This window comes from Mucilaginibacter sp. (assembly GCF_028287845.1).
GTDB lineage: Bacteria > Bacteroidota > Bacteroidia > Sphingobacteriales > Sphingobacteriaceae > Mucilaginibacter.
Genome location: NZ_JAQBOW010000132.1, coordinates 27499 through 49701, shown reverse-complemented (window position 1 = coordinate 49701; position 22203 = coordinate 27499). Strand labels below are relative to the sequence as shown.

The window sequence follows — 22203 nt, the reverse complement described above, 5'->3', positions numbered from 1 at the left end:
TACTTGTTTGTATAAGTAATGTACCTGATACCACGACAAAAATAACCTTTACTGATAACAACACCCAATTTAATACAAATGGGGTGCAATTTATATTAAACCCTTATGACGAAATAGCCCTTGCGCGTGCTATTGAGTTAACCGAGGGCACCGGTACAGTAACCGTTATAAATGTGGGCGAGGCTAATACAGAGCCCACTATACGCAAAGCGCTGGCTATTGGCGCTACCGACGCGGTACGTATTAACGCAAAACCGCACGATGCCTGGTATGTGGCTTATCAAATAGCGCAGTATATTAAAGCAAATCCTTTCGACCTGGTTTTAACCGGGCGCGAATCTATAGACTATAACGGATCAAAGGTTGCCGGGATGTTGGGCGAATTGTTGGACCTTCCGTCGGTTTCTATCATCAAAAAACTGGATGTGGATGGCAATAAAGCAATCGTTGAGCGCGAAATTGAAGGCGGCAAAGAAGTATTAACTATCCCCCTCCCTTTTATAGCCGGTACTGCCGAGAGTGTTGCCGAACCTAAAATACCTAATATGCGGGGCATCATGTCTGCCCGTACCAAACCGTTGACTGTTATTGAGCCTGTTGAAGTAAAAACAAATTCAGAGATAATTAGTTATGAAACACCGGCACCCCGCGGACAAGTAAAGCTTGTACCGGCAGATGATGCCGCTAAACTGGTAGAATTGCTGCATACAGAAGCAAGAGTTATATAATTTATTAATAAGATAAGTAAACTATGTCAGTTTTAATATATGCGGAAAATGCCGGCGGAAAATTCAAAAAATCAACTTTTGAAGCAGTAAGCTACGCCCGGGCAATTGCCGACCAGAATAACACCGGCCTTATTGCCATTTCTATTGGCGATGTTAGTGCCGACGAATTAAATGCATTAGCAAAATATGGGGCCGAAAAAATATTAAATGTATCTAACGCCAAACTAAAAAACTTTGTTAACCAGGCTTACGCTTCTGTTATTGCCGAAGCTGCGAAAAAACAGGGTGCAGATATTGTAGTACTATCAAATTCATTTTCGGGCCGTGGCTTAGCGCCAAGATTAGGTGTTAAGCTGGAAGCAGGGATAGTTGATGGCGCTGTATCATTGCCAGATCAGAGTGGTGGCAAATTTCATGTTAAAAAAACGGCATTTTCGGGTAAAGCGTTTGCAATGGTCGAATTAACATCGGCCAATAAAGTAATAGCGCTTACGCCAAATTCTTATAAAATAGTTGAAACCGCAAAACCCGCACAGGTTGAAGATTTTAGCGTGGAAACTAAAGAATCAGACTTTAAAGCAATGCTGAAAGAGATAGTACGCTCTACAGATAAGGTTTCTTTGCCTGATGCCGAAATAGTAGTATCAGGCGGGCGCGGCTTAAAAGGACCTGAAAACTGGGGCATGATAGAGGAATTAGCCGATCTGCTAGGCGCTGCCACTGCCTGCTCCAAACCGGTATCAGATGCCGGATGGCGGCCGCATAGCGAACATGTTGGGCAAACCGGCATAGCTGTCAGTCCAAATTTGTATATTGCAATAGGAATTTCGGGCGCTATACAGCATTTGGCGGGTATAAGTTCATCAAAGGTGATCGTAGTTATAAATAAAGATGCAGAGGCTCCCTTTTTTAAAGTAGCCGATTATGGCATAGTTGGTGATGCCTTTGAAGTGGTACCAAAATTGATAGCAGCAATTAAAGAACATAAAACCTTAGCATAAAATAGGATCTGTTGTGATGGGTAATAATATGAAAAAAATAAAGCTCGATATTGTGGGTTTGTCGTACAGTCAAACCCAATCAGGGGCGTATGCACTGGTTTTGGGGGAAGTTAGCGGAAGGCGCAGGCTCCCTATTATTATAGGAAGCTTTGAGGCGCAGGCTATTGCTATTGAAATAGAAAAAATGACCCCAAGCAGGCCGCTCACGCATGACTTGTTTAAAAGCTTTGCCGAGGCCTACCATATAATGGTTCAGGAAGTTATTATATATAATTTGGTTGATGGAATATTCTATTCAAAATTGATCTGTTCTGACGGGAAAAAGTCAATGGAAATTGATGCCCGTACATCTGATGCCATTGCTATAGCGGTAAGATTTGACTGCCCTATTTATACTTATGAATTTATTCTGTCAAGCGCGGGTATTGTAATTGAGGGTAATGATTTTGTTTACCTGGAAAATATCACAGAGACGCCCGAGGAGGTTAACCCTGTTACATCAGCTTCGGGCTTTTCTTCTTTAAGTACCGACGAATTAAAAACCAAATTACAAGAGGCCATCACAGAAGAATCATACGAAAAAGCCGCTAAAATACGCGATGAACTAAATCGCCGTAAAGCGTCGTAACCCTGTCAGACTTGCGAAGCTCATTAAAAACTTCGCAAGTCTTTAACGTCATTTCATCTTCAGAATTTCGTGAAATTTATACTAAGATAGTGACGTGGTGGTTTATTTTGGTCTAACTATCAAACTTCTCCAACAACTTCAGCAACGTTTCAAAATCCTTTGGATATGGAGCATGAATGGTGACAGCGGTGCCATCCATTATTTTAAAGGTAACCTCATAAGCGTGCAGCGCAAAACGCTTCATAATGGGCAGCTCTTCCTGATCCTTCCCTAAATGGTATTTGCGTTTGATAGAAGACAGAAAAACCGGCTTGCCTTTATACATTTCATCACCTGATATGGATGCACGCTGTGTAGCTAAATGTATACGTATTTGGTGCATACGGCCGGTTACAGGCCGGCATTCCACCAAGGTATAATGTTTAAAGTATTTTATGGATTGGAACCAGGTTTCGGCACGCTTACCTTCCTGCCTGCTTATAGTTACATTGCCTTTACCTACGTTAAGTATCGGCAGATCGACCAATAATTTTTCGAACACATGCGTGCCGTCAATTACAGCATGGTATACTTTATTAACCTGTCGCCTCTCAAACTGCATGGACACAGTACGATATGCTTCCGGGTTTTTAGCTATAATTAAAGCCCCTGAGGTTTCTTTATCTAACCGGTGGCATATCTGCGCATCTGCCGAATAATCTTTAGCTAAACGCAGTATATTGATCTCGCCGCCTTCACGTTCATCAAGCGAGCTTATAAAAGCTGGCTTGTTTATTACAATAAGGTCATCATCTTCAAAAAGTATCAGGTCGGCAAATTTGGGAATCTTCATGTATTAAATTGTAGGCGGCAAAAATACGGTTTTTAAATTTAAGGGTTAGCACCCCTATTCCGAATTGTCATTTAGGAGCGTTCGGAAGATTTTAGTTTTTTTTTAAAAAAGCCATCGGCTCGGATAAATCTTGTAACAACGGGTTTTAACCCGTTGGCAACTGATCCCACATGGGCAACGAGTGCAGTAGGCACGATACATATTTGATTTTAAATGGGCCGAACCTATGGTTCTTTACTTATGTGTTTTTTCATACCCAACGGATTAAAATCCGTTGTTACAATATAGGCCGAGGCTATGCCTCTGATTGCAATGTCCTTATTATTTAAACGATGCCTGTTGAGAATTATAAATCTTTCGAACACATCTGATTGTCATTCCAAACGAAGAGAGAAGTCTATATAAGGCAAGGTGGCCCAACTTGTGTATAGATTTTTTCGCTATCGCTCAAGAGATAGTTCTCCTCGTTCCTTCGAAATGACATTAAATTTTTTACGCTCACAAACAAACTTAAACTGGTTCGGTTATTATCTGAAACAATACAATAAACTAATTACTGAACATTATGAGTAATAACGCAACCAAACCTGAAGAAAAAGGATTTTTCGAAAAGGTAAAAGAAACAATTGAAGAGCTTTGGGATGGTACCAAAGACAAAGCCGAAGACATAAAAGATACAGCCGAAGATAAATTCAAAGATCTGACAAAAAAAACAGCACCTGCTAAAAGATCAGCAGCTAAAAAAGCAACTACTGCTAAAGCAGCGGTTAAAAAAAATGCCGCAAATACTACTGCCAAAGCAAAAACTGTTGCAAAAGATGCAAAAGCTAAAGTTGCTGATGTTAAAACAAAGGCCGATGCAAAAGCAAAGGATATCACCGCTAAAGCAAAAAAAGCAGCTGATGGTGTAAAAGCAAAAGCTGCTACAAAAGCTAAAGCTGTAACGGCTAATGCAAAAACCGAAGTTGCACATGCTAAAAAAGCAGTTGATGCAAAACCAACATCAACTCCAATTAAAGCCAAAAGAAAACCGGTATTCTAAATTTAAATTTCACAAAATAACAAAGGGCCCCAAATCGGGGCCCTTTGTTTTATGCTTCAAATTTGTAGCCTACACCTTTTACGGTGGCAACTATATCATCGCCCAGTTTTTCACGGAGCTTGCGTATATGTACATCAATAGTACGATTAGTAACTACTACAGAATCTTCCCAAATATTTTTCAGGATGATCTCGCGGGTATAAACCTTGCCGGGTTTTGATGCCAGCAGGTATAACAGTTCAAACTCTTTTTTAGCTAATACAACCTTTTCGCCTTTTTTGAAAACAAGATAAGCTTCGCGGTCTATAACCAGGTCGCCAATTTCCAGCTTGTTATCGGTCATATCTTCGGCAGGAGCATTTCTGCGTAATATGGCGTTGATGCGGCTAACTAATGCACGTGGTTTAATTGGCTTTGCAATATAATCATCAGCCCCAACGTTAAAGCCGGCAATTTCTGAATACTCTTCACTCCGTGCTGTTAAAAACACCATAAAGGTATTTTTAAACTCGGGCATAGTACGCATAATACGACATGCTTCGATGCCATCCATTTTAGGCATCATTATATCTAGAACAATCAGATCAGGTAATGATCTTTTAGCTTCGGTAACTGCTTCCTGACCATTACGTGCTAAAAACACCTGGTAGCCTTCTTTTTTTAAATTATACTCAATAAGCTCCAAAATATCCGGCTCATCATCAACTATAAGTATCTTCTGTTTTGTAGAGTTGTTCATGAACGATTCTTTTTTTGTTATAAAAGTATGTACTTAAAAAAAGCTTACAGTAAATTTAATATTAACAAATTGTTAAGTAGTGTTTTATCTTAACATTCTATTGAGGCTTTTTAAATGTTTTGTTTAAAAAATCTTCAAGCGCCGCACCTGTTAAGTTCTTTGCAACAATAATTCCCTCGGGGTTAATAATGAAGTTTGCAGGTATAGCTTGTATATGATACAAAGCTTCGGTGGGCCCGTCAAAACGTTTTAGGTCTGATGCATGGCTCCATGTTAATTTATCCGCAGTGATTGCTTGCTGCCATTCTTTTTTACCTACATCAAGCGATATGCCTAATATATTGAATCCTTTATCTTTAAATGCAGCATAAGCTTTAACCACATTAGGATTCTCTGCACGACAAGGGGCGCACCATGATGCCCAAAAATCAAGCATTACATATTTGCCTTTATAATCTGCTAATTTAACCGGCTTATCATCTATGCCAAGCGTTGTAAACTCGGGCGCTTTATGCCCTATTGATACCGGCTTAACTTCCATCATCTGGCGTATAAAACGCTGTACACCGGGGTTATCACTAAAAGTACCTTTGTCTTTTAACGTATCAGCATAAGCAACTAATTGCTGCTCATACTTCATCGGCTCTAATGATGACATGGCATAAAAACTCGCCAACGATGTTTTATTTGAATCAACAAAGCTTAAAATAGCATGGCTATAGTCTGACAAGTTTTTAAGGAAGCGCGGCATGTAAACTGCCATTAATGAATCTGATTGTTTACCCAACTGCCCTGCTTTAGCCTGATATTCTTCAACTACCTTGCTGTTTTTATCGCCATAAAAATTACTTAGCTTGTTGAATTGCTGTATTTTTTCGGAATTTTCAGACCCGCTGATCACATACGTATGTGCCTTATCATTCAAATCGGTTGTAAAATCTATAACATCTCCGTTTTTTGCTATCAGATCAAAAATATTACTGCTTACTCTTAATTTATATAAGTTGGTATAAGGGGCAGGATGTTTAAATTCAAACTTGCCGCTTTCGCTTAAATTGGTCGAATCAATAACGCTTACCTGTACGCTATCAGCTTCAAGCAGGTACACCTTTTTAATGTTTCCGGGATTTTTAACTGTGCCTGATATTTTGAATGCCGAATCATCTTTGCATGAAGCAATTAAAAGAACTAAGCCAATAAGGCTATAAACTACTGAACGTGTTTTCATTATTTATGATTTGCTTTTTAATGGTAATGAAGCTCGTTTTGAGCGGCTGCTCATTATGGTTTCATTTTGATTCCAACTGTTTAATTAATAACCGGTTTGTTGCCTGCGGATCTATTTTTCCTTTAGAGCTCTTCATGATCTCGCCCATAAACAAACCCAAAACGCCTTTTTTACCTTTTTGGTACTCTATCACCTTATCCGGAAACTTAGCCAACGCGTCTTGTATATATTGGTTCACGTCGTTACTATCTGTGGTAATTAACAAGTTAAGTTCGCCTGCAAGCACATCCGCGCTTTTGCCCGGAGATTTTAACATAGCAGGAAATAACTTATGTGAAGCTACAGAATTATTGACAGAACCGGCATCAACCAGCTTAATTAATCCGGCAAGGGTTGCGGGTTCAACAGGCAGGTTGGTTATTGGTAAACCGGTTTCGTTTAAATATGATTTAACTGCACCCATCATTAAGTGGGCCGCGGCTTTATAGTTTGCTGTATGTTTAATCAGTTCTTCAAAATATAGGGCCACTTCCTTATCGGCAGTAATTACCGAAGCATCATAATCTGATAAACCCAGGTCTGTATATTTTTTATAAAGCTGATTAGGCAAAGCTGGTAATGATTTTTGTATACTATCTACATAAGCCATATCTAATACTAAAGGTACCAGGTCGGGCTCAGGGAAATAGCGGTAATCGTTTGCCATTTCTTTTGAACGAAGAACAGATGTTTCGCCGGTATCAGCGTTAAAGTTTAATGTATTTTGGTCGATGTGTCCGCCGTTTTCAATAACTTTTATCTGGCGGGCAAATTCATGCTCGATAGCCCGTTGAACGTTACGTATAGAGTTTAAATTCTTCACCTCGCAGCGATTGCCATATTCTGTCGCTCCTTTAAGCCTTACGGATATATTGGCATCGCAACGCATGCTCCCCTCTTCCATATTACCATCGCAAATATCAAGGTAACGAAGCAGTTTACGTATTTCAGTTAAAAACTGACCTGCTTCTTCGCTGCTGCGCATATCAGGTTCTGATACGATCTCGATCAACGGCACTCCTGCCCTGTTCAAGTCGATCAAAGAATCTTCATGATGATTATCATGCATGCTTTTGCCTGCATCTTCTTCCATATGGATATGGTGCAGCGCCAGATTTTTTGTGCTGCCATTAGCCAATCTTACCATAACAGCCCCCCCTAAACAAATAGGCATCTGATCCTGGGTTATCTGGTAACCTTTGGGCAAATCAGCATAGAAATAGTTTTTGCGGGCAAAGCTATTTTTAAGGTTGATACTGCAATTACAGGCCAGGCCCATTTTAACGGCATATTCTACCATACGTTTGTTTATGCGTGGCAAAGTGCCCGGATGCCCTAACGATATAGCGCTAACATGATGGTTGGGTTCGGCACCAAAAGCTGCAGAATCTGATGAGAAAGATTTACTTAAAGTAGATAATTGAGCGTGAACCTCTAATCCAACAACTAACTCATATTTTTCACTGATTTCTTCCGATAGAAGTGTCATATACTAAAAGATCAACAATATTTGCGTTAACCAACGCCAAATATATAAACTATTTAGATTTGACAACTTTTTAAAAGTTGTCAAATCTTTATTACGCACAAAGCTTTTCGCTTTATTAATATCGCATCTAATTAAAATTACGCAGCAAATGGTGACGCTATATTTTGTCAGTAATTTTGTTTCATCTTGTCAAATACTTTGTTACACCACTTTTAAAAGTGGTGATTTGTAATTATTTGATTATCAATTAACAAACCTAAGATTACGCTTAAAAAAACTGACGAATAAGTTGTTACATTTTGTTACATCACTTTTTCATAAATTACTGTATTTCAATTTGTTAAGCCAAAATCTTGTTTCACTTGTTACATTTTGTTTCACTCTTGCGTGTAACAAACAAACACGTTATTAGCCCCCTCTAAATCTCCCCCGGTTGGGGAGACTTTTATTTTCCGCATTTTAAAGTCCTCCCTACCGGGGAGGATTTAGGAGGGGCTAATAAACGTTTTGGCCTTAACCAATACCGCATCCAATCCATTTACATCTTTGCCGCCAGCCGTAGCAAAAAATGGCTGACCGCCGCCGCCGCCCTGAATCTCCTTAGCCAGCTCGCGTATAATGTTGCCGGCGTTAAGGCCTTTTTCTTTTACTACGTTCTCGGCTATCATTACAGTGATGTTTGGTTTACCGTCAATAATGGCAGTGAGCACCAGGTAAAGATTGGGTACAATATCCTTTAACTGATAAGCCAGGTTTTTTACCGCATCAGCATTTGGCAACTCCACTTTTTGAGCGATGAAGTTTACGCCGTTAATAAATTCAGTCGTTTTGGCCAACTCATCTTTTAAGCCGTGTGTTTTCTCGAGTATGACCTTTTCTATTATTTTCTTTAAAAGCGTGTTCTCTTCTATCAGGCTTTCAATGCTTTTGGCAATGTCTTTAGGGTTCTTCAATAATTCTTTTACCTGACTAACCAGCTTGGTTTGCTCATTAATAAAATTCTCTGCACCTACACCGGTTATAGCTTCGATACGGCGCACACCTGCAGCAACGGCACTTTCTGATATGATTTTAAAGTAACCAATAGCGCCCGTAGCTTTTACATGCGTACCGCCGCAAAGCTCTTTGCTGAATTTCTCATCAAAGGTTATAACGCGCACAAAATCGCCATACTTCTCGCCGAACAACGCGGTAACGCCGCCGTTTATAGCTACATCATAAGGCACATCGCGTTCTTCTTGCAGAGCGATATTTTCGCGAACCTTTTCATTTACAATTGCTTCAATCAAAGACAATTCCTCATCGGTAACCTTTGCAAAATGCGAGAAATCGAACCGCAGGTAGTCACTGTTAACCAATGACCCTTTTTGATTAACGTGCGATCCTAAAACCTGTTTCATAGCGGCATGCAGCAAGTGCGTAGCACTATGGTTGTTCATTATATTATTACGGCGCTCATCGTCGACAATAGCTGTTAAAGCATCATCAATATCCTCGGGCAGTTTATCTACATAATGCACAATAAGGCCGTTCTCTTTTTTAGTATCGGTAACATTAACCACCTCGCCATCCGGGAAAACCAGCTCGCCGGTATCTCCCACCTGGCCGCCGCTTTCTGCGTAGAACGGCGTTTTATCCAGTACCAGCTGGTACTGCTCTTTGCCCTTTGCGGTTACTTTACGGTATTTGGTTACGTGGGCTATGGTTTCGGTTTCATCGTAACCAGTGAATATGGTATCCTCATCTCTTAGCGTAACCCAATCGCCGGTATCAACTATGGATGCAGCACGGGAGCGGTTTTTTTGGGCTTGAAGAGCGATTTCGAAACCAACGGTATCTACGGCAAATCCTTTTTCTCGGGCCATTAATTCCGTTAAGTCTAACGGAAATCCATAGGTGTCAGATAACTCGAATGCAAACCTTCCATCTATTACTGACCCTACTTTGTCCCCGTCTACATTTAAAAGCGCAAAAGGTTCCTGTGTTTTACTGCCCAAATATCTTTCAAAGCGAAAAAGGCCACTTGACAATGTTCTCAAGAAAGAAACCTCCTCCTCCAAAATCACCTTCTGCACAAAATCCTTCTGATTATACAATTCATTAAAAACACCTTTAAACTGTTCGGCCAATAAAGGCACTAACGTATTTAAAAACGGGTCTTTAAATTCCAAATATTGGTATTGATACCTAACTGCCCTACGTAATATCCTGCGGATAACGTAGCCTGCTTTATTGTTTGATGGCAATTGTCCATCTGCAATTGTAAAGCTTACCGCACGGATATGATCGGCTAATACACGCATGGCAACGGCTGTGTTCCAATCGGCATCACCGGGTGTGGCAGCGGCATTATATTTTTTTCCTGATTTTTGAGCGATGAACTCAATGGTAGGTGAAAACACATCCGTATCATAGTTGGATGATTTCCCTTGTATTACCCTTACCAAACGCTCAAAGCCCATGCCTGTATCCACATGTTGGGCAGGTAGCACCTGCAATGAACCATCTTTAAGGCGGTTAAACTGCATGAACACGTTGTTCCAAATCTCAATAACCTGAGGATCATCAGCATTAACTAAGTCAGAACCTTTTACCTTTAACCTTTCACCTTCCGTCCTGTTATCATAATGTATCTCAGAACACGGGCCGCATGGGCCGGTTTCGCCCATTTCCCAAAAGTTGTCTTTTTTGTTTCCTAACAGGATGTGAGCCTCTGGCACATATTGTTTCCAGAAGTCATAAGCTTCCTGGTCCTTAGGTAAACCGTCTTTATCGTCACCTTCAAAAACGGTAACGTATAAGCGGTCTTTATCTATCTTTAATACATCCGTCAGCAGTTCCCAGCTCCACTCGATGGCCTCCTTCTTAAAATAATCGCCAAAACTCCAATTGCCCAGCATCTCGAACATGGTATGGTGATAGGTATCAATACCCACCTCTTCCAGATCGTTATGCTTGCCTGATACCCGCAAACAACGCTGTGTATCAGCCACTCGCAGTGATTTTGCGGGCGCTTCACCTAAAAATATATCCTTAAACTGGTTCATACCTGCGTTGGTGAACATCAGCGTTGGGTCGTTTTTAACAACAATAGGTGCAGAGGGTACTATGGTATGCCCTTTAGAAGCAAAAAAATCAAGAAAAGCCTGTCGTATTTCGTTAGCGGTCATAAAGCAAAGGTAATTATTAGTCGGAAAGTCCGAAAGTTTGAAAGGCGGAAAGTTTGTCTGAACCGCTGATTAAATTGATTTTGGCATTTCGCTGGATAACAACTAAATTTATATCAATACGAATCAAAATAATATTACATCCGAAATTGAAAATCTAAATTCGAAATTAACCCCTACATTTGTACATGCCTCAGAAGGAACACGAGATTAATAAAATGTATTATACCATGGGCGAGGTAACGGCTATGTTTGATGTGAACGCATCATTAATACGTTATTATGAAAAAGAGTTTGATGTTCTACAACCCAAAAAGAACAAGAAAGGTAACCGACTGTTTACTCCAGAGGATGTCGAGAACCTAAAGATCATCTTTAACCTGATAAGAGACAAGGGCTACACCCTGCCTGGTGCCAAAGAATATTTAAAAAGCAACATGGCTAGTACTAAAGACAGCCAAAAGGTTATCAATTCGCTTGAAAATTTAAAGAAATTTTTATTAGAAGTTAGGGATCAACTATAACACGATTTTAGGATTTAAGGATTATTTTGATTAAATTAGTAGATCATAATCGTAATACAATCTAAACTTATAAATCCTAAAATCGTGTTCAGTCGGTGATAGCGAATCATAAAGGCGAAATACCATTTGTAATTCTTATCATTCCTTTTTTGTTAGGGATTACTGCGGGGCTGACCTTTATATTTTCATTACATTACTTCAATTGGCTAACTATAATCCTGCTGTTTTTTAGCTTAATCTTTATAATCCTCAATATTAATTATGCCCGCTTTGGGTTGTATAAAGTAAGATGGGTCGGCGGGTTATTAATGACCTTCATTTTATTTTTAACCGGATGGGTTAGCATTATCCGCTATAATGAATTAAACAACGAACAACACTTCTATAAAACACCTGCTCAATACCTTATCGTAAAGATCAACAACGAACCTACTATAAAAAACGGATTAGTACGGTTTACTTCAATTGTTGAACAACAAGTTAATAATGGCAAAAGTGTCAATACAACCGGCACACTGCTTATCGCCATAAAAGACACTTCGGCAAACAAGCTTTATTATGGTGATGAATTACTGATACCGTCGCGATATAATGTAGTTGAGCCACCCTATAATCCGGCAGAGTTTAATTACAAGCGATACTTAGCTAACCAAAATATTTACCATCAGGCTTTTCTTTATCCTAAACAATTTATTGTCCTGAACAGGAATGCAGGCAATTCAATTGTAGCTTATTCTTTACGATTGCGGCAACGACTTGTGGAGAAATTAAAGCAAAACATGCACGATACTTCGGCCATAGCTGTTGCATCAACCCTAATATTAGGTTACAAAGCCGATTTGAGCAATGATATATTGCAAGCTTATTCAAAAACCGGCACTATACATATACTCTCGGTTTCGGGTGGGCATGTGGCTATTATTTATTTATTGCTTAATCTGGCGTTCGGTTTTTTAGGGCGATACAGATATGGGAAGGTTTTTAAAGCTTTAATCATTATTTCACTTATCTGGTATTATTCATTACTTACCGGTTTTTCGCCAGCTGTATGCAGGGCCGCGGTAATGATATCCTTAATTATTATTGGCAAAACTTATAGCCGGTATATTAATACATTAAACATACTGGCCATATCCGCATTCTTCCTGTTATTGTACAATCCATTCTTTATTACTGATGTCGGTTTCCAACTCTCCTACCTGGCAGTTGTTGGGTTGATCGTTTTCCAGCCGGTGGTTTATAAATGGGTTATATTTAAAAATAAATGGGCCGATAAATTATGGGCGCTCTGCTCCGTATCCATAGCCGCGCAGGTGATAACCTTTCCGTTAAGTGCGTTTTATTTCCACCAGTTCCCTGTTTATTTTTTGGTTAGCAACTTATTTATAACGGTACCCATATTGATCATTATGTACACCGGTTTGTTTTATTTATTGATACCTCAATTGCCTTTTGTATCTGCAGCATTGGGTTATGTGCTGGAAAAATCAATTTTGATAATGAATAAGGTATTGACACTGATAGAGTACTCGCCATTTGCAAGCATTGGTAAACTATGGTTAACCACGGCCGAATATATACTGGCCTATATAATTATTATCTGCCTGTTTTATTTTTTGTTTGACAGAAAGACATGGCTGTTAAAAGTAAGCTTATTGCTTGTGCTTTTATTAGGAGTGAGCATTAGCGCGAAGCGCATTAATACTTTGCGGTCAGACAGTATCACATTTTTAAATCTAAAGAAACACCAGGGACTGGTATTTAAAACAGGCGATAAAGCTGTGATATTATCAGATATTAAAGCCGATGATAAGAACTATCAATACTCCATACAGCCTTACCTTGATAGCTGTAAAATAGCTGATACCGCTTTATATAATTTAAAGCAAAATATTAATGCCGCTTTTTTAATGAAAAACAAGAACCTTATTCAATTCAAAAATAAAAAAGTATTGCTATTTAATAAGGATATAGAAAGCAAGCAACTGGTTCATAAATTAAAAGTAGACTATCTATATATAACCGGCAATCCACATACAACTGTAAATGAGCTTAATAAAAACTATGATTACGCCATGCTGGTTATAGATGGCAGCAATACCAATAAACTGGTTAATGATTTAGAAACGCAAGCCCAATTAATGCAGATAAAATATCAAACAATAAAGCGTAACAATTCGTTAATGATATCATCTAACTAAAAATACATTAAAAAAACAGCGAAAATTTGCTTGATAAACGATAAACAAGTAAATATGTACTTATAAACAAATCAATATGAATATTAAATTTTTTAAAGTTGCATTAGGCCTGGCATTTGCAGCTATTGCATTTAACGCCAGCGCACAAAAAACTTATACACAAGGTATTGCTATTTATGGTTTAACAACAGCTGCAGGTGATGTAGACTCTAAAATATATTTTACTGCCGATTCAAGTGCAGCCGTTACAGTACAAGGCCCTGCAACTATAAAATTGCTTAGCAACAGTAAGGGTACTTATTTTGCTGTAGTAATTGATGTTCCGGTAGCGTCAATAAAAAAGGCAGCTATTTTAACTCCTGATGAAATAGATCAGTTTGCAGCTGCTGCACCAAAGTTCACCTTTACTGCAGGCACCGAAACAAAACAGATAAACGGTTTTAACTGTAAAAAAGTTACCGTAAAAGATTCTAAAAGCGGCAGTACTTCTACTGCATGGGTAACTAAAGATATAACTGCCCCGGTAAATAGTTTAACAAAAGCTTTTGCAGATGCAGGCGGGTTCCCTGTACAATTTACCACTACACAACAAGGGCAGTCTGTTGATGTTACCTTAAAATCAATAAGTGATACCAAACCACCTGTAGGGACATTTGGTATTGCAGGTTTTGAAAAAATATCACTTGATGATCTTAAAGCAATGGGCGGACGATAGGTCAATTATATAACATTTTTTAAAAGGCTTCTTAACCATACCGTGAAATATTTTACTTTTGCCACCCGATGTTAAGAAGCCTTTTTAGTTTTATAAGATTTTTTATTTTTTGGATGTTGTTCTTTGCAATAACAAGGGCCACATTTGAAATATATTTCAGGTATAAGCTTCATGGTGTTACCGTGGGCGATATAGTAAAAACCTTTTTATATGGCATCCGGATGGATGCATCTGCAACTGCTTATATTGCACTGATCCCCTTATTGGTATTTATAATTAACTGGTTCACAAGCAAAAAACTTTTTAAAACTATCTGGTTAAAAACGTACACCTGGTTCTGTTTATTTTGGATAAGCCTGATCTGTATTGTTGATTTGGGTTTGTTTACAGAATGGGGATCAAAAGTTAGTTTCAGGGCTTTTGATACTTTGTATAACTCTCCAGCAGAGTCTATGTCATCAACTGCCTCCTCGCCTGTTGCACTACATCTGACCATTGGAATATTCCTATTTATCATCGGTATTATATTATCAAATTTAATTATTGATTATTCTTTTAAAAAGCCTGCCGAGACTAAACAAAACAAAATAATCTATTCGGTTTTGTTAGTTGGAATTAACCTTATAATACTTCGGGGCACTTTATCTCCTGACCCGATAGATCAAAGCGCGGGCTATTTTTCTGATAATCAAATTTTAGATATAGCAGCACAAAATACCGAATGGAACCTGGCCAATAACGTGTTTGAAAATCTGCGTCGTCCGTATAACCCCTACATTTTTCTGCCTGCAGCTCAGGCAAAAAATATAGTAGATGAAACTTTCAAAGTTAAAAAGGATACTACCATACATGTATTAAATACCGATAAACCTAATGTGGTTATCATCCAATTGGAAAGTTTTACGGCTGATGTTATACAATCATTAGGCGGCGAAAAGGGCGATGCGCCTAATTTTGAAAAGTTTATTAAAAATGGCATCCTGTTCAATAACATCTATTCTGCCGGCGACCGTACCGATAAAGGTATAATTGCTATTTTAAGCGCGTTCCCGTCGCAAGCTATACGTACTATTGTCATTGATACAAATAAGCAAAAAAAACTACCATCGTTATTAACAGAATTTAAAGATAGCGGCTATACTACCTCTTATTTTTATGGCGGAACAAGTGAGTACATGGATTTTGATAATTATATGGCCGATCATAAAACAGACCATATAACAGATGAGCGCATAATACCAAAAAACGAGGTGGGCTCCACCTGGGGGGCGCATGATAATATTCTTTTTGCCAAACATGTGGAGTATCTTAGCAAGCAAACCAAGCCCTTCTTTTCGCTTATACAAACGTTAACTAACCATGAGCCATTTGTATTGCCTGTGCCACCGCATTTTAAAGGCAAAGACATAGCAGATCAGTTTAGAAGCACAACATGGTTTACTGATTCGTGCCTGAACGCTTATTTTGAAGATGCAAAAAAACACGCATGGTATAAAAATACGCTGTTCATTTTAGTGGCCGATCATGGGCACCGTTTGCCGCGAAAAACTTCCGCTGCTTATGACCCGGTTAAATATCATATTCCATTGCTGTTTTTTGGCGATGCTATAAAACCCGAATATCGCGGCACTACCATTACCAAATTGGGTAACCAGACGGATATTGCGGCAACCTTATTGGCCCAGCTTAATATGACGCAACAAAAATTTAAATGGTCTAAAAATTTATTAAATCCGTATGCGCCGGCATTCGCTTTTTTTGATTGGGACAATGGCTTTGGTTTTATGCTCCCGGAGCAAGCGGTATCTTTCGATAGCTCTGGTCAAAGGATGATATACACTAAAAATAAAAATGCCCCTAAAGCAGCAACCGATAATGCCCTGCTACACGGCAAGGCATTTATGCAACAGATATTTACAGAGTATTTGGCTTATTAGCCATCAAAGTGTCCCTGGGACAGGTGAATACACCTGGGACACCTGGGACATTTACAAAGTTTTAAAAAACATTGTAAGTCTAAATCTATTCTAATTAACTTCCTTACTCAACGCAACAACCCAATCATTAAATAGGCGTGTTTCCATTTTCACGGCTTTATCAGCATGTAGTTGCCATTGCGGAGAGAATTTTTGAAGCTGATTTACCATTTCTTCCAGATGTCCCTCCTCTTCTAAAATAATCGACTTTACATTTATTTTACTACCGGCATTATCAAGCGCATCTTGGTATATAGGGTAAAGCTCATCGGCGCGTACTTCAATAGCGTATGTAACCAGCAGATAGGCAGCAAAACGCAGTTCCTTACCTGCCAGGTGCAGGTCTTTTTTAAGGTAGCGGCATACTTCTACATCCAACATATTTAAATAGTACTTGCTATATGCTGATGCTACTAAATATTCATCAGCATAAGTGTGGCAATCTGTTCCTGTTTTCTCAATTTGTTTTTTTAGGTAGAATGCATGACGGTGCTCTTCGGCAGCATGTTTTAATATAATATAGGTAACGGTAACCGGGTCCTCGCTGGCAGATATTTTACGCGCACCGGTATTTTCCATCAAAGACAGGGTATTTAACCAACGTGCATGCAATTCATTATCAGCTATTATAGCAGGTAGTATGTTATTCAGATTCATAGTTAAATTATTATTCAAAAAATTCACACCCTCTACAGGGATATTATATTAACGTTTCCCTCCGGGTCAGGCTTTCCGCTCATACTGCACAAGGCCTTAGCCACGGGCCGGTATCCGCTGCAATCCTTAACGCGTCAACTCACCCGGTCATTGCTTCGCTTGACCACCCTCTTTTCGGCAAGCCGGAAAGAGGGCTATTTAAAAAACTTCCAACCCTCTTTCCGCCAAAAGAAGGTCGCGCACGAAGTGCCGCGGGGTGAGTAATCGTCGCTATATCTCTTCAAGCGCCTGCTCAATTTTGCTGTAAATGTAGCTCAAGTCTTCGGTGGTAATGCAATACGGAGGTAAAATGTAAATAATATTACCAAGCGGGCGCAAAATAATGCCTGCATCCAGGAAATATTGATACAGCTTATCGCGTAATGAACTAAAATAGGATGTATTACCCCCCGTTTCCCATTCCATTGCTATAATGGTACCGGTTTGCCTTACCTCTTTTATTTTTGGATGATCTTTAATTTTCAAAGCAAACTGAGTATGAAGACCCATTATTCTTTGTACATTCTTATTAGTATCTTCAGCTAAAAAAAGATCTAAACTTGCCAGCGCTGCAGAACATGCTACCGGGTTGGCGGTAAATGAGTGCCCATGAAATAAGGTCTTTAAGCGGTCATCAGATAAAAAAGCATCGAATATTCGCTGTGTACAGGTAGTTAACCCTAACGCCATAGTACCGCCTGTTAAGCCTTTAGAGAAGCACATAATATCTGGTTGCTCCATAACATGGTCGCAGGCAAAAGCTTTACCGGTACGGCCGAAACCGGTAAATACTTCATCAGCAATTAATAGCACGTCTTCTTTACGGCAATGTGCCATCAGTTCATTTAAATATTGTGCTTCATACATCAGCATCCCGCCAGATCCCTGTATCAATGGCTCGAATATAAAACAAGCTAATTCAGATTTGAGATTTGAGATTTGAGACTTGAGACTTTGTATGTTGTTAATATTGGGCAGATCAATAAATTCAACTTCGAACAATAACGAATCAAAAGCAGCCGTAAAAGCGCTGCGGCCACTCACCGCCATGGCACCAAAGGTATCACCATGATAAGCGTTTTTAAACGCCAGCATTTTTGTACGTCTGTTACCTCTATTGTTCCAGTATTGAAGGCACATTTTTATAGCAACCTCCACAGCGGTCGAGCCATTATCAGAGTAAAATGCTTTTTGTTGGTTAGCGGGTAATAACTTCAGCAGCCGCTCAGCCAATTCAACAGCTGTAGGGTGCGTAAAGCCTGCAAATATTACATGTTCTAACTTAGTTAACTGCTCTGCAACTTTTTGGGCAATGTAAGGATGCGAATGCCCGTGAATATTAACCCACCAGGACGATACCGCGTCTATATATTTTTTACCATTCTCATCATATAAACAGGCGCCTTCTCCCCTTATTATAGGTATAGGTGGCAACGCGGTTTTCATTTGGGTGTAGGGGTGCCATATTACTTTCAGGTCGCGCTCAACTAAAGTCATATACTATCAATTAAAAGTTGTGCAACATATTGATCTGTTGGGAAAGTGAAGTCTTCTGCTTTCAAATCAACTAATTTAATCCAACGAAAAGCTTGTAATACCGGGCCCTCGCCTTCAAAATCAAACGGAATTATTTTTATCGATAAATTTAAAGGCGAAGTGTTTTTAACCAGATAATACACACTTATTATTTGCGAATCGTTAAATGCTGACTTTACAAAAAAATCAGTTGTATAAAAATGACTAAGAACTTCAACATCTGCATCACATTCCTCAACAAATTCACGCTTTAGTCCGTCCGTCAATCCCTCACCATACTCTAAGCCGCCACCCGGGAACTTGGTAAATTGTATGCCATACTCCTGTTCGTCGCTTATCAGTATTTCCCTGTCATCATTAATTAACAGGCCATAAACACGTACATTGAACTGATACATTATTCGAAATGTTTTTTATTACGGATAACCTTGTCCAGGGTCCATATTATATCCTCGGTTTTAGGTTCAAACCTTACAGGGCAATTTGGCATGCTACAATAATGGCAGCAATTGGGCAGGCATGGATCGGCATGTATAAAAAGCTCTGTTTCGGTAACCTCCTTGTTTATCATTTTATCAACCAATGATACTTCTTCATGCACCCGGTTAAGGTCAAAATAATAAGGCAGCGTTAAATGGCAATCAATATGCAGTTCATTACCATATTTTTGAGCACGAAAATTATGAACATCTATCCATTCTTCACGCCGCTTATCATTTAAAATTTGCACCACTTGGGTAACAACATCAAAATCGGCCTCATCCATTAACCCCCCAACAGATTTGCGAACCAGTTTATAACCAGTAAATATAATATATAAGCCTACCAGTATAGATAATACACTATCAAGCATTAATATTTTAGTAAAATGTATTAATAATAAACCAACTACTAAACCACTGCTGGTAACCATGTCGGTTATCAGGTGCCTGCCATCAGCTTCAATGGTTATGGATGGCAGCGTTTTGCCTTTATTGATCATATAATAACCCAATGCGCCATTGATAACTCCGGTTATACCAATAATTACAGCACCAACTAACAGATCATGTATAGTGTTTGGATAAAATATACCATAAACAGATTTAATGATAATAACCGTGCCCGCAACAAATATTAATATACCTTCTACAAAAACCGAAAAATATTCAATCTTTCCATGCCCATAAGGATGATTCTCGTCTCTGGGTTGTGATGAAAGGTATATACTAAAAAAAGCAAATGAGCTGGCAATTACATTAACAATACTTTCGGCAGCATCTGTTAAAACAAAATTAGAGTTAGTTAAGATGTAGGCAACAAACTTCGTCAGCATTAATATAATGCCTGTAATAAGAGAAATAAGTATAATCTTTTTTTGTTCTTTCAAAGTAGCTTTATTATGCGCCAAATTTATACTAATTAAAACATAAAGGAGAAAGCAAAAAAACATAAAGTAATATTATACTTTTCTATAAAAGACTTCAATTTTAGACTGCCCACTTGGTATAGAATTTCTATATTTGCCACATTAACAATAAAAAACAACTATGAGTGCATTAAGTAACAGGATCAACAACCTGTCAGAATCAGCTACTATGAAAATGGCCAAATTGGGCCGCGAACTTGCCGCTAAAGGTGTTGATGTGATCAACCTTAGCTTTGGCGAACCGGATTTTAATACGCCTAAGTATGTAAAAGAAGCCGCTAAGAAAGCAATGGATGATAATTATACTTATTACACCCCTGTTTCAGGTTACCCGGAACTAAGAAAGACTGTTGCCGCTAAATTGAAAAAAGAGAATGGATTGGATTATGATTTTAGCCAGATAGTTATTTCAACAGGTGCCAAGCAATCAATAGCTAATGTTTTATTGTGTTTGGTAAACCCGGGCGAAGAAGTTATCATACCTACCCCCTATTGGGTTTCATATTCAGAACTTGTAAAATTGGCCGAGGGCAAAAGTGTTTTTATTGAAACAACTGTAGATACTGATTTTAAAATCACTCCCGAACAGTTAGAAGCTGCTATTACGCCAAAAACAAAATTATTTATGTTTTCGTCTCCCTGCAACCCAACAGGAAGCGTTTATAACAAGAGCGAATTAGAAGCATTGGTTAAAGTGTTTGAAAAACATCCAAACGTTTACATAATGTCCGACGAAATATATGAGTATATAAATTTTGTTGGAAAGAACGAATCAATAGCACAGTTTGACAGTGTAAAAGATCGGGTAATTATAATAAACGGATGGTCAAAAGGCTTTGCAATGACCGGTTGGCGCTTAGGCTACTCGGCCTCGAATAAAGAAATAGCAATAGCCTGCGATAAATTACAGGGGCAAATAACATCAGGCGCGTCGTCTATCTCGCAACGTGCGGGTATTGCTGCTTACGAAACCGAGTCAGAAAGCGTGGCTGAAATGCTCAAAGCATTTAAAAAACGCCGCGATATTGTATATAAATTAATGACAGAGCTTGACGGCGTAAAAGTAAATCTTCCAGATGGCGCTTTCTATTTCTTTCCGGATGTGACTTACTATTTTGGCAAAAGCTATAATGGCAAAACTATTAATGATGCGGATGAATTAAGTATTTATTTGCTGGAAGAGGCGCACGTATCAACCGTAGGCGGCGATTCATTTGGCGATAAAAAATCTATCCGTATGTCATACGCTGCTTCCGAAGAGACGTTAATTGAAGCTATGGCGCGTATTAAAGAAGCTTTGAGCAAATTGAAATAACAGGTAAATACATTACCAACAGAAAGGCCCATTTGTTTATACAAATGGGCCTTTCTGTTGGTAAAATGCTTTGTAATTTATTATAATCCAAATCCATAAGCTAAGCGTAAACCAACTAAACCATAGTTATTGCTTTGTCCTGAAAAGTTTTCATAACGCACCCCTACATCCCAATGTTTACTGGCATATCCAAGAGCCGGCGATACGATCAGTTTGGTATCCTTAGCAACAAAATCCTGATTTACGCCTTGGGGTAAAAATGTTTTGGTTTCAATACCCGCACCCACTTCGGCACCAAAATAAAGGTTTGGAGTAAAAAATGCTTTAATACCGCCTTTAATTGGAACCATACCTAAAGATTGATAGTTTACAGTACTATTAGGTTGTTGTTTTCCAAAAAAATTATAGTAACCAGAGGTAAGTGTAAGGGCCAGGTTATTTGACAAACCATATTGTAATCTTGCTGTACCACCTAATTCGGTATTTGAATAATTATGGGCATTACCAGTTACCAACCCCCCTTCTACACCAACGCCAAAGCGAAGCTTATTTGGAGTAATTATTTGTGCTTTTACATTGCTTCCGATTAATAGCGCTACGCCAGTTAAGGCTGCGGCCGCTAATTTTGTTAACTTTTTCATTGTTGTGTTCTTTTAGTAAATAAGTAAATAGATGTAATTATTAATTATCAGCACCTAAACAAATACTTTGCCAGTGTGCCAAAACTTTAATTATTTAACATGTTATTCGCCTATAGTTACATTATCCGTTATTAACAATTGTTAATACCTTAACAACTGATAATCAGCTAAGAAATAACTAACAATTTAAAAAGTTTATAATAAATTAATTTCTGTTTGATTTTTTATTCAACCAATTAATATTGGCTCTTTTAGCATGCATTATGTATGTTATAAACTGCCTTTTTTAATAAAATAA

The 22203-nt window shown here is 38.6% G+C and carries 19 protein-coding genes; 9 read left to right on the top strand and 10 right to left on the bottom strand.

Annotated elements, in window-relative coordinates; translation table 11 throughout:
* From JWP71_RS13375 to JWP71_RS13365, 3 genes are all read left to right on the top strand, one after another.
* Positions 1-728, top strand: a 728-nt coding sequence (locus JWP71_RS13375; protein ID WP_299500849.1) for an electron transfer flavoprotein subunit beta/FixA family protein, incomplete at its 5' end; no start/stop codon positions are given.
* A gap of 23 nt (positions 729-751) precedes the next feature.
* Positions 752-1729, top strand: a complete 978-nt coding sequence (locus tag JWP71_RS13370) for an electron transfer flavoprotein subunit alpha/FixB family protein (RefSeq protein ID WP_299500846.1) — start codon at positions 752-754, stop codon at positions 1727-1729.
* A gap of 28 nt (positions 1730-1757) precedes the next feature.
* Positions 1758-2357 (top strand): bifunctional nuclease family protein, encoded by a 600-nt coding sequence (locus JWP71_RS13365; protein ID WP_299500844.1) that lies wholly within the window; start codon positions 1758-1760, stop codon positions 2355-2357.
* Positions 2358-2469: 112 nt separating this feature from the next.
* Here the strand turns inward: JWP71_RS13365 and JWP71_RS13360 are convergent, their stop codons facing one another.
* Positions 2470-3189 (bottom strand): pseudouridine synthase, encoded by a 720-nt coding sequence (locus tag JWP71_RS13360; RefSeq protein WP_299500842.1) that lies wholly within the window; start codon positions 3187-3189, stop codon positions 2470-2472.
* A gap of 565 nt (positions 3190-3754) precedes the next feature.
* On the opposite strand from JWP71_RS13360, the gene JWP71_RS13355 reads away from it, so the two are divergent.
* Positions 3755-4231 carry a hypothetical protein gene (locus tag JWP71_RS13355; RefSeq protein ID WP_299500840.1) on the top strand — a complete coding sequence of 159 codons (477 nt, stop codon included), beginning with the start codon at positions 3755-3757 and terminating at the stop codon, positions 4229-4231.
* Between the two features lie 49 nt (positions 4232-4280).
* Here JWP71_RS13355 and JWP71_RS13350 read toward each other — a convergent pair whose 3' ends face one another.
* The 4 genes from JWP71_RS13350 to alaS form a co-directional block, all read right to left on the bottom strand.
* Positions 4281-4970, bottom strand: coding sequence for a response regulator transcription factor (locus tag JWP71_RS13350; RefSeq protein WP_299500838.1), 690 nt, complete (start codon positions 4968-4970; stop codon positions 4281-4283).
* Between the two features lie 97 nt (positions 4971-5067).
* A complete protein-coding gene (locus JWP71_RS13345; protein WP_299500836.1) occupies positions 5068-6198 on the bottom strand; it encodes a TlpA disulfide reductase family protein in 1131 nt (376 codons plus the stop codon).
* Between the two features lie 61 nt (positions 6199-6259).
* The gene (gene gatB / locus JWP71_RS13340; protein ID WP_299500833.1) at positions 6260-7726 is read right to left on the bottom strand and encodes an Asp-tRNA(Asn)/Glu-tRNA(Gln) amidotransferase subunit GatB; all 1467 of its coding nucleotides are present in this window, start codon (positions 7724-7726) and stop codon (positions 6260-6262) included.
* Between the two features lie 485 nt (positions 7727-8211).
* The gene (alaS, locus tag JWP71_RS13335; protein ID WP_299500831.1) at positions 8212-10896 is read right to left on the bottom strand and encodes an alanine--tRNA ligase; all 2685 of its coding nucleotides are present in this window, start codon (positions 10894-10896) and stop codon (positions 8212-8214) included.
* Positions 10897-11081: 185 nt separating this feature from the next.
* Between alaS and JWP71_RS13330 the strand changes: the two genes are divergently transcribed.
* The 4 genes from JWP71_RS13330 to JWP71_RS13315 all read left to right on the top strand — a co-directional run bounded on the left by JWP71_RS13330 (position 11082) and on the right by JWP71_RS13315 (position 16270).
* Positions 11082-11417: a MerR family transcriptional regulator gene (locus JWP71_RS13330; protein WP_299500829.1), complete on the top strand. Its 336-nt coding sequence runs from the start codon at positions 11082-11084 to the stop codon at positions 11415-11417.
* 95 nt (positions 11418-11512) lie between these two features.
* Positions 11513-13618 (top strand): ComEC/Rec2 family competence protein, encoded by a 2106-nt coding sequence (locus JWP71_RS13325; protein ID WP_299500827.1) that lies wholly within the window; start codon positions 11513-11515, stop codon positions 13616-13618.
* A 76-nt stretch (positions 13619-13694) separates the two neighbouring features.
* Complete coding sequence (locus JWP71_RS13320) at positions 13695-14333, top strand: DUF4412 domain-containing protein (protein WP_299500825.1); 639 nt, start codon at positions 13695-13697, stop codon at positions 14331-14333.
* A gap of 113 nt (positions 14334-14446) precedes the next feature.
* Positions 14447-16270, top strand: a complete 1824-nt coding sequence (locus JWP71_RS13315) for an LTA synthase family protein (protein ID WP_299500823.1) — start codon at positions 14447-14449, stop codon at positions 16268-16270.
* A gap of 90 nt (positions 16271-16360) precedes the next feature.
* Here JWP71_RS13315 and JWP71_RS13310 read toward each other — a convergent pair whose 3' ends face one another.
* The 4 genes from JWP71_RS13310 to JWP71_RS13295 all read right to left on the bottom strand — a co-directional run bounded on the left by JWP71_RS13310 (position 16361) and on the right by JWP71_RS13295 (position 19910).
* Positions 16361-16966 carry a hypothetical protein gene (locus JWP71_RS13310; protein WP_299500821.1) on the bottom strand — a complete coding sequence of 202 codons (606 nt, stop codon included), beginning with the start codon at positions 16964-16966 and terminating at the stop codon, positions 16361-16363.
* A gap of 270 nt (positions 16967-17236) precedes the next feature.
* Positions 17237-18502: an adenosylmethionine--8-amino-7-oxononanoate transaminase gene (bioA, locus tag JWP71_RS13305; RefSeq protein WP_299500819.1), complete on the bottom strand. Its 1266-nt coding sequence runs from the start codon at positions 18500-18502 to the stop codon at positions 17237-17239.
* The gene (locus JWP71_RS13300) at positions 18499-18939 is read right to left on the bottom strand and encodes an NUDIX domain-containing protein (RefSeq protein ID WP_299500817.1); all 441 of its coding nucleotides are present in this window, start codon (positions 18937-18939) and stop codon (positions 18499-18501) included. The genes bioA and JWP71_RS13300 overlap by 4 nt, the downstream gene beginning before the upstream one ends.
* Entirely contained in the window at positions 18939-19910 is a 972-nt protein-coding gene (locus JWP71_RS13295) for a cation diffusion facilitator family transporter (RefSeq protein WP_299500815.1), read from the bottom strand. Before JWP71_RS13295 ends, JWP71_RS13300 begins: the two co-directional genes overlap by 1 nt.
* Positions 19911-20070: 160 nt before the next feature.
* Between JWP71_RS13295 and JWP71_RS13290 the strand changes: the two genes are divergently transcribed.
* On the top strand, positions 20071-21264 hold the full coding sequence (locus JWP71_RS13290) for a pyridoxal phosphate-dependent aminotransferase (protein ID WP_299500813.1): 1194 nt from the start codon (positions 20071-20073) through the stop codon (positions 21262-21264).
* An 80-nt stretch (positions 21265-21344) separates the two neighbouring features.
* On the opposite strand, the gene JWP71_RS13285 is transcribed toward JWP71_RS13290, so the two are convergent.
* The gene (locus tag JWP71_RS13285; RefSeq protein ID WP_299500811.1) at positions 21345-21905 is read right to left on the bottom strand and encodes a hypothetical protein; all 561 of its coding nucleotides are present in this window, start codon (positions 21903-21905) and stop codon (positions 21345-21347) included.
* Between the last annotated feature and the right edge of the window lie 298 nt (positions 21906-22203).

Excerpts from the sequence above, each read along its gene's own strand:
- JWP71_RS13345 (WP_299500836.1), bottom strand. The coding sequence starts at position 6,198 with ATGAAAACACGTTCAGTAGTTTATAGCCTTATTGGCTTAGTTCTTTTA.
- JWP71_RS13355 (WP_299500840.1), top strand. The coding sequence starts at position 3,755 with ATGAGTAATAACGCAACCAAACCTGAAGAAAAAGGATTTTTCGAAAAG.
- JWP71_RS13360 (WP_299500842.1), bottom strand. The coding sequence starts at position 3,189 with ATGAAGATTCCCAAATTTGCCGACCTGATACTTTTTGAAGATGATGAC.
- JWP71_RS13365 (WP_299500844.1), top strand. The coding sequence starts at position 1,758 with ATGAAAAAAATAAAGCTCGATATTGTGGGTTTGTCGTACAGTCAAACC.
- JWP71_RS13300 (WP_299500817.1), bottom strand. The coding sequence starts at position 18,939 with ATGTATCAGTTCAATGTACGTGTTTATGGCCTGTTAATTAATGATGAC.
- bioA (WP_299500819.1), bottom strand. The coding sequence starts at position 18,502 with ATGACTTTAGTTGAGCGCGACCTGAAAGTAATATGGCACCCCTACACC.
- JWP71_RS13320 (WP_299500825.1), top strand. The coding sequence starts at position 13,695 with ATGAATATTAAATTTTTTAAAGTTGCATTAGGCCTGGCATTTGCAGCT.
- JWP71_RS13315 (WP_299500823.1), top strand. The coding sequence starts at position 14,447 with ATGTTGTTCTTTGCAATAACAAGGGCCACATTTGAAATATATTTCAGG.
- alaS (WP_299500831.1), bottom strand. The coding sequence starts at position 10,896 with ATGACCGCTAACGAAATACGACAGGCTTTTCTTGATTTTTTTGCTTCT.
- JWP71_RS13350 (WP_299500838.1), bottom strand. The coding sequence starts at position 4,970 with ATGAACAACTCTACAAAACAGAAGATACTTATAGTTGATGATGAGCCG.
- JWP71_RS13310 (WP_299500821.1), bottom strand. The coding sequence starts at position 16,966 with ATGAATCTGAATAACATACTACCTGCTATAATAGCTGATAATGAATTG.
- JWP71_RS13330 (WP_299500829.1), top strand. The coding sequence starts at position 11,082 with ATGCCTCAGAAGGAACACGAGATTAATAAAATGTATTATACCATGGGC.
- gatB (WP_299500833.1), bottom strand. The coding sequence starts at position 7,726 with ATGACACTTCTATCGGAAGAAATCAGTGAAAAATATGAGTTAGTTGTT.
- JWP71_RS13290 (WP_299500813.1), top strand. The coding sequence starts at position 20,071 with ATGAGTGCATTAAGTAACAGGATCAACAACCTGTCAGAATCAGCTACT.
- JWP71_RS13285 (WP_299500811.1), bottom strand. The coding sequence starts at position 21,905 with ATGAAAAAGTTAACAAAATTAGCGGCCGCAGCCTTAACTGGCGTAGCG.
- JWP71_RS13370 (WP_299500846.1), top strand. The coding sequence starts at position 752 with ATGTCAGTTTTAATATATGCGGAAAATGCCGGCGGAAAATTCAAAAAA.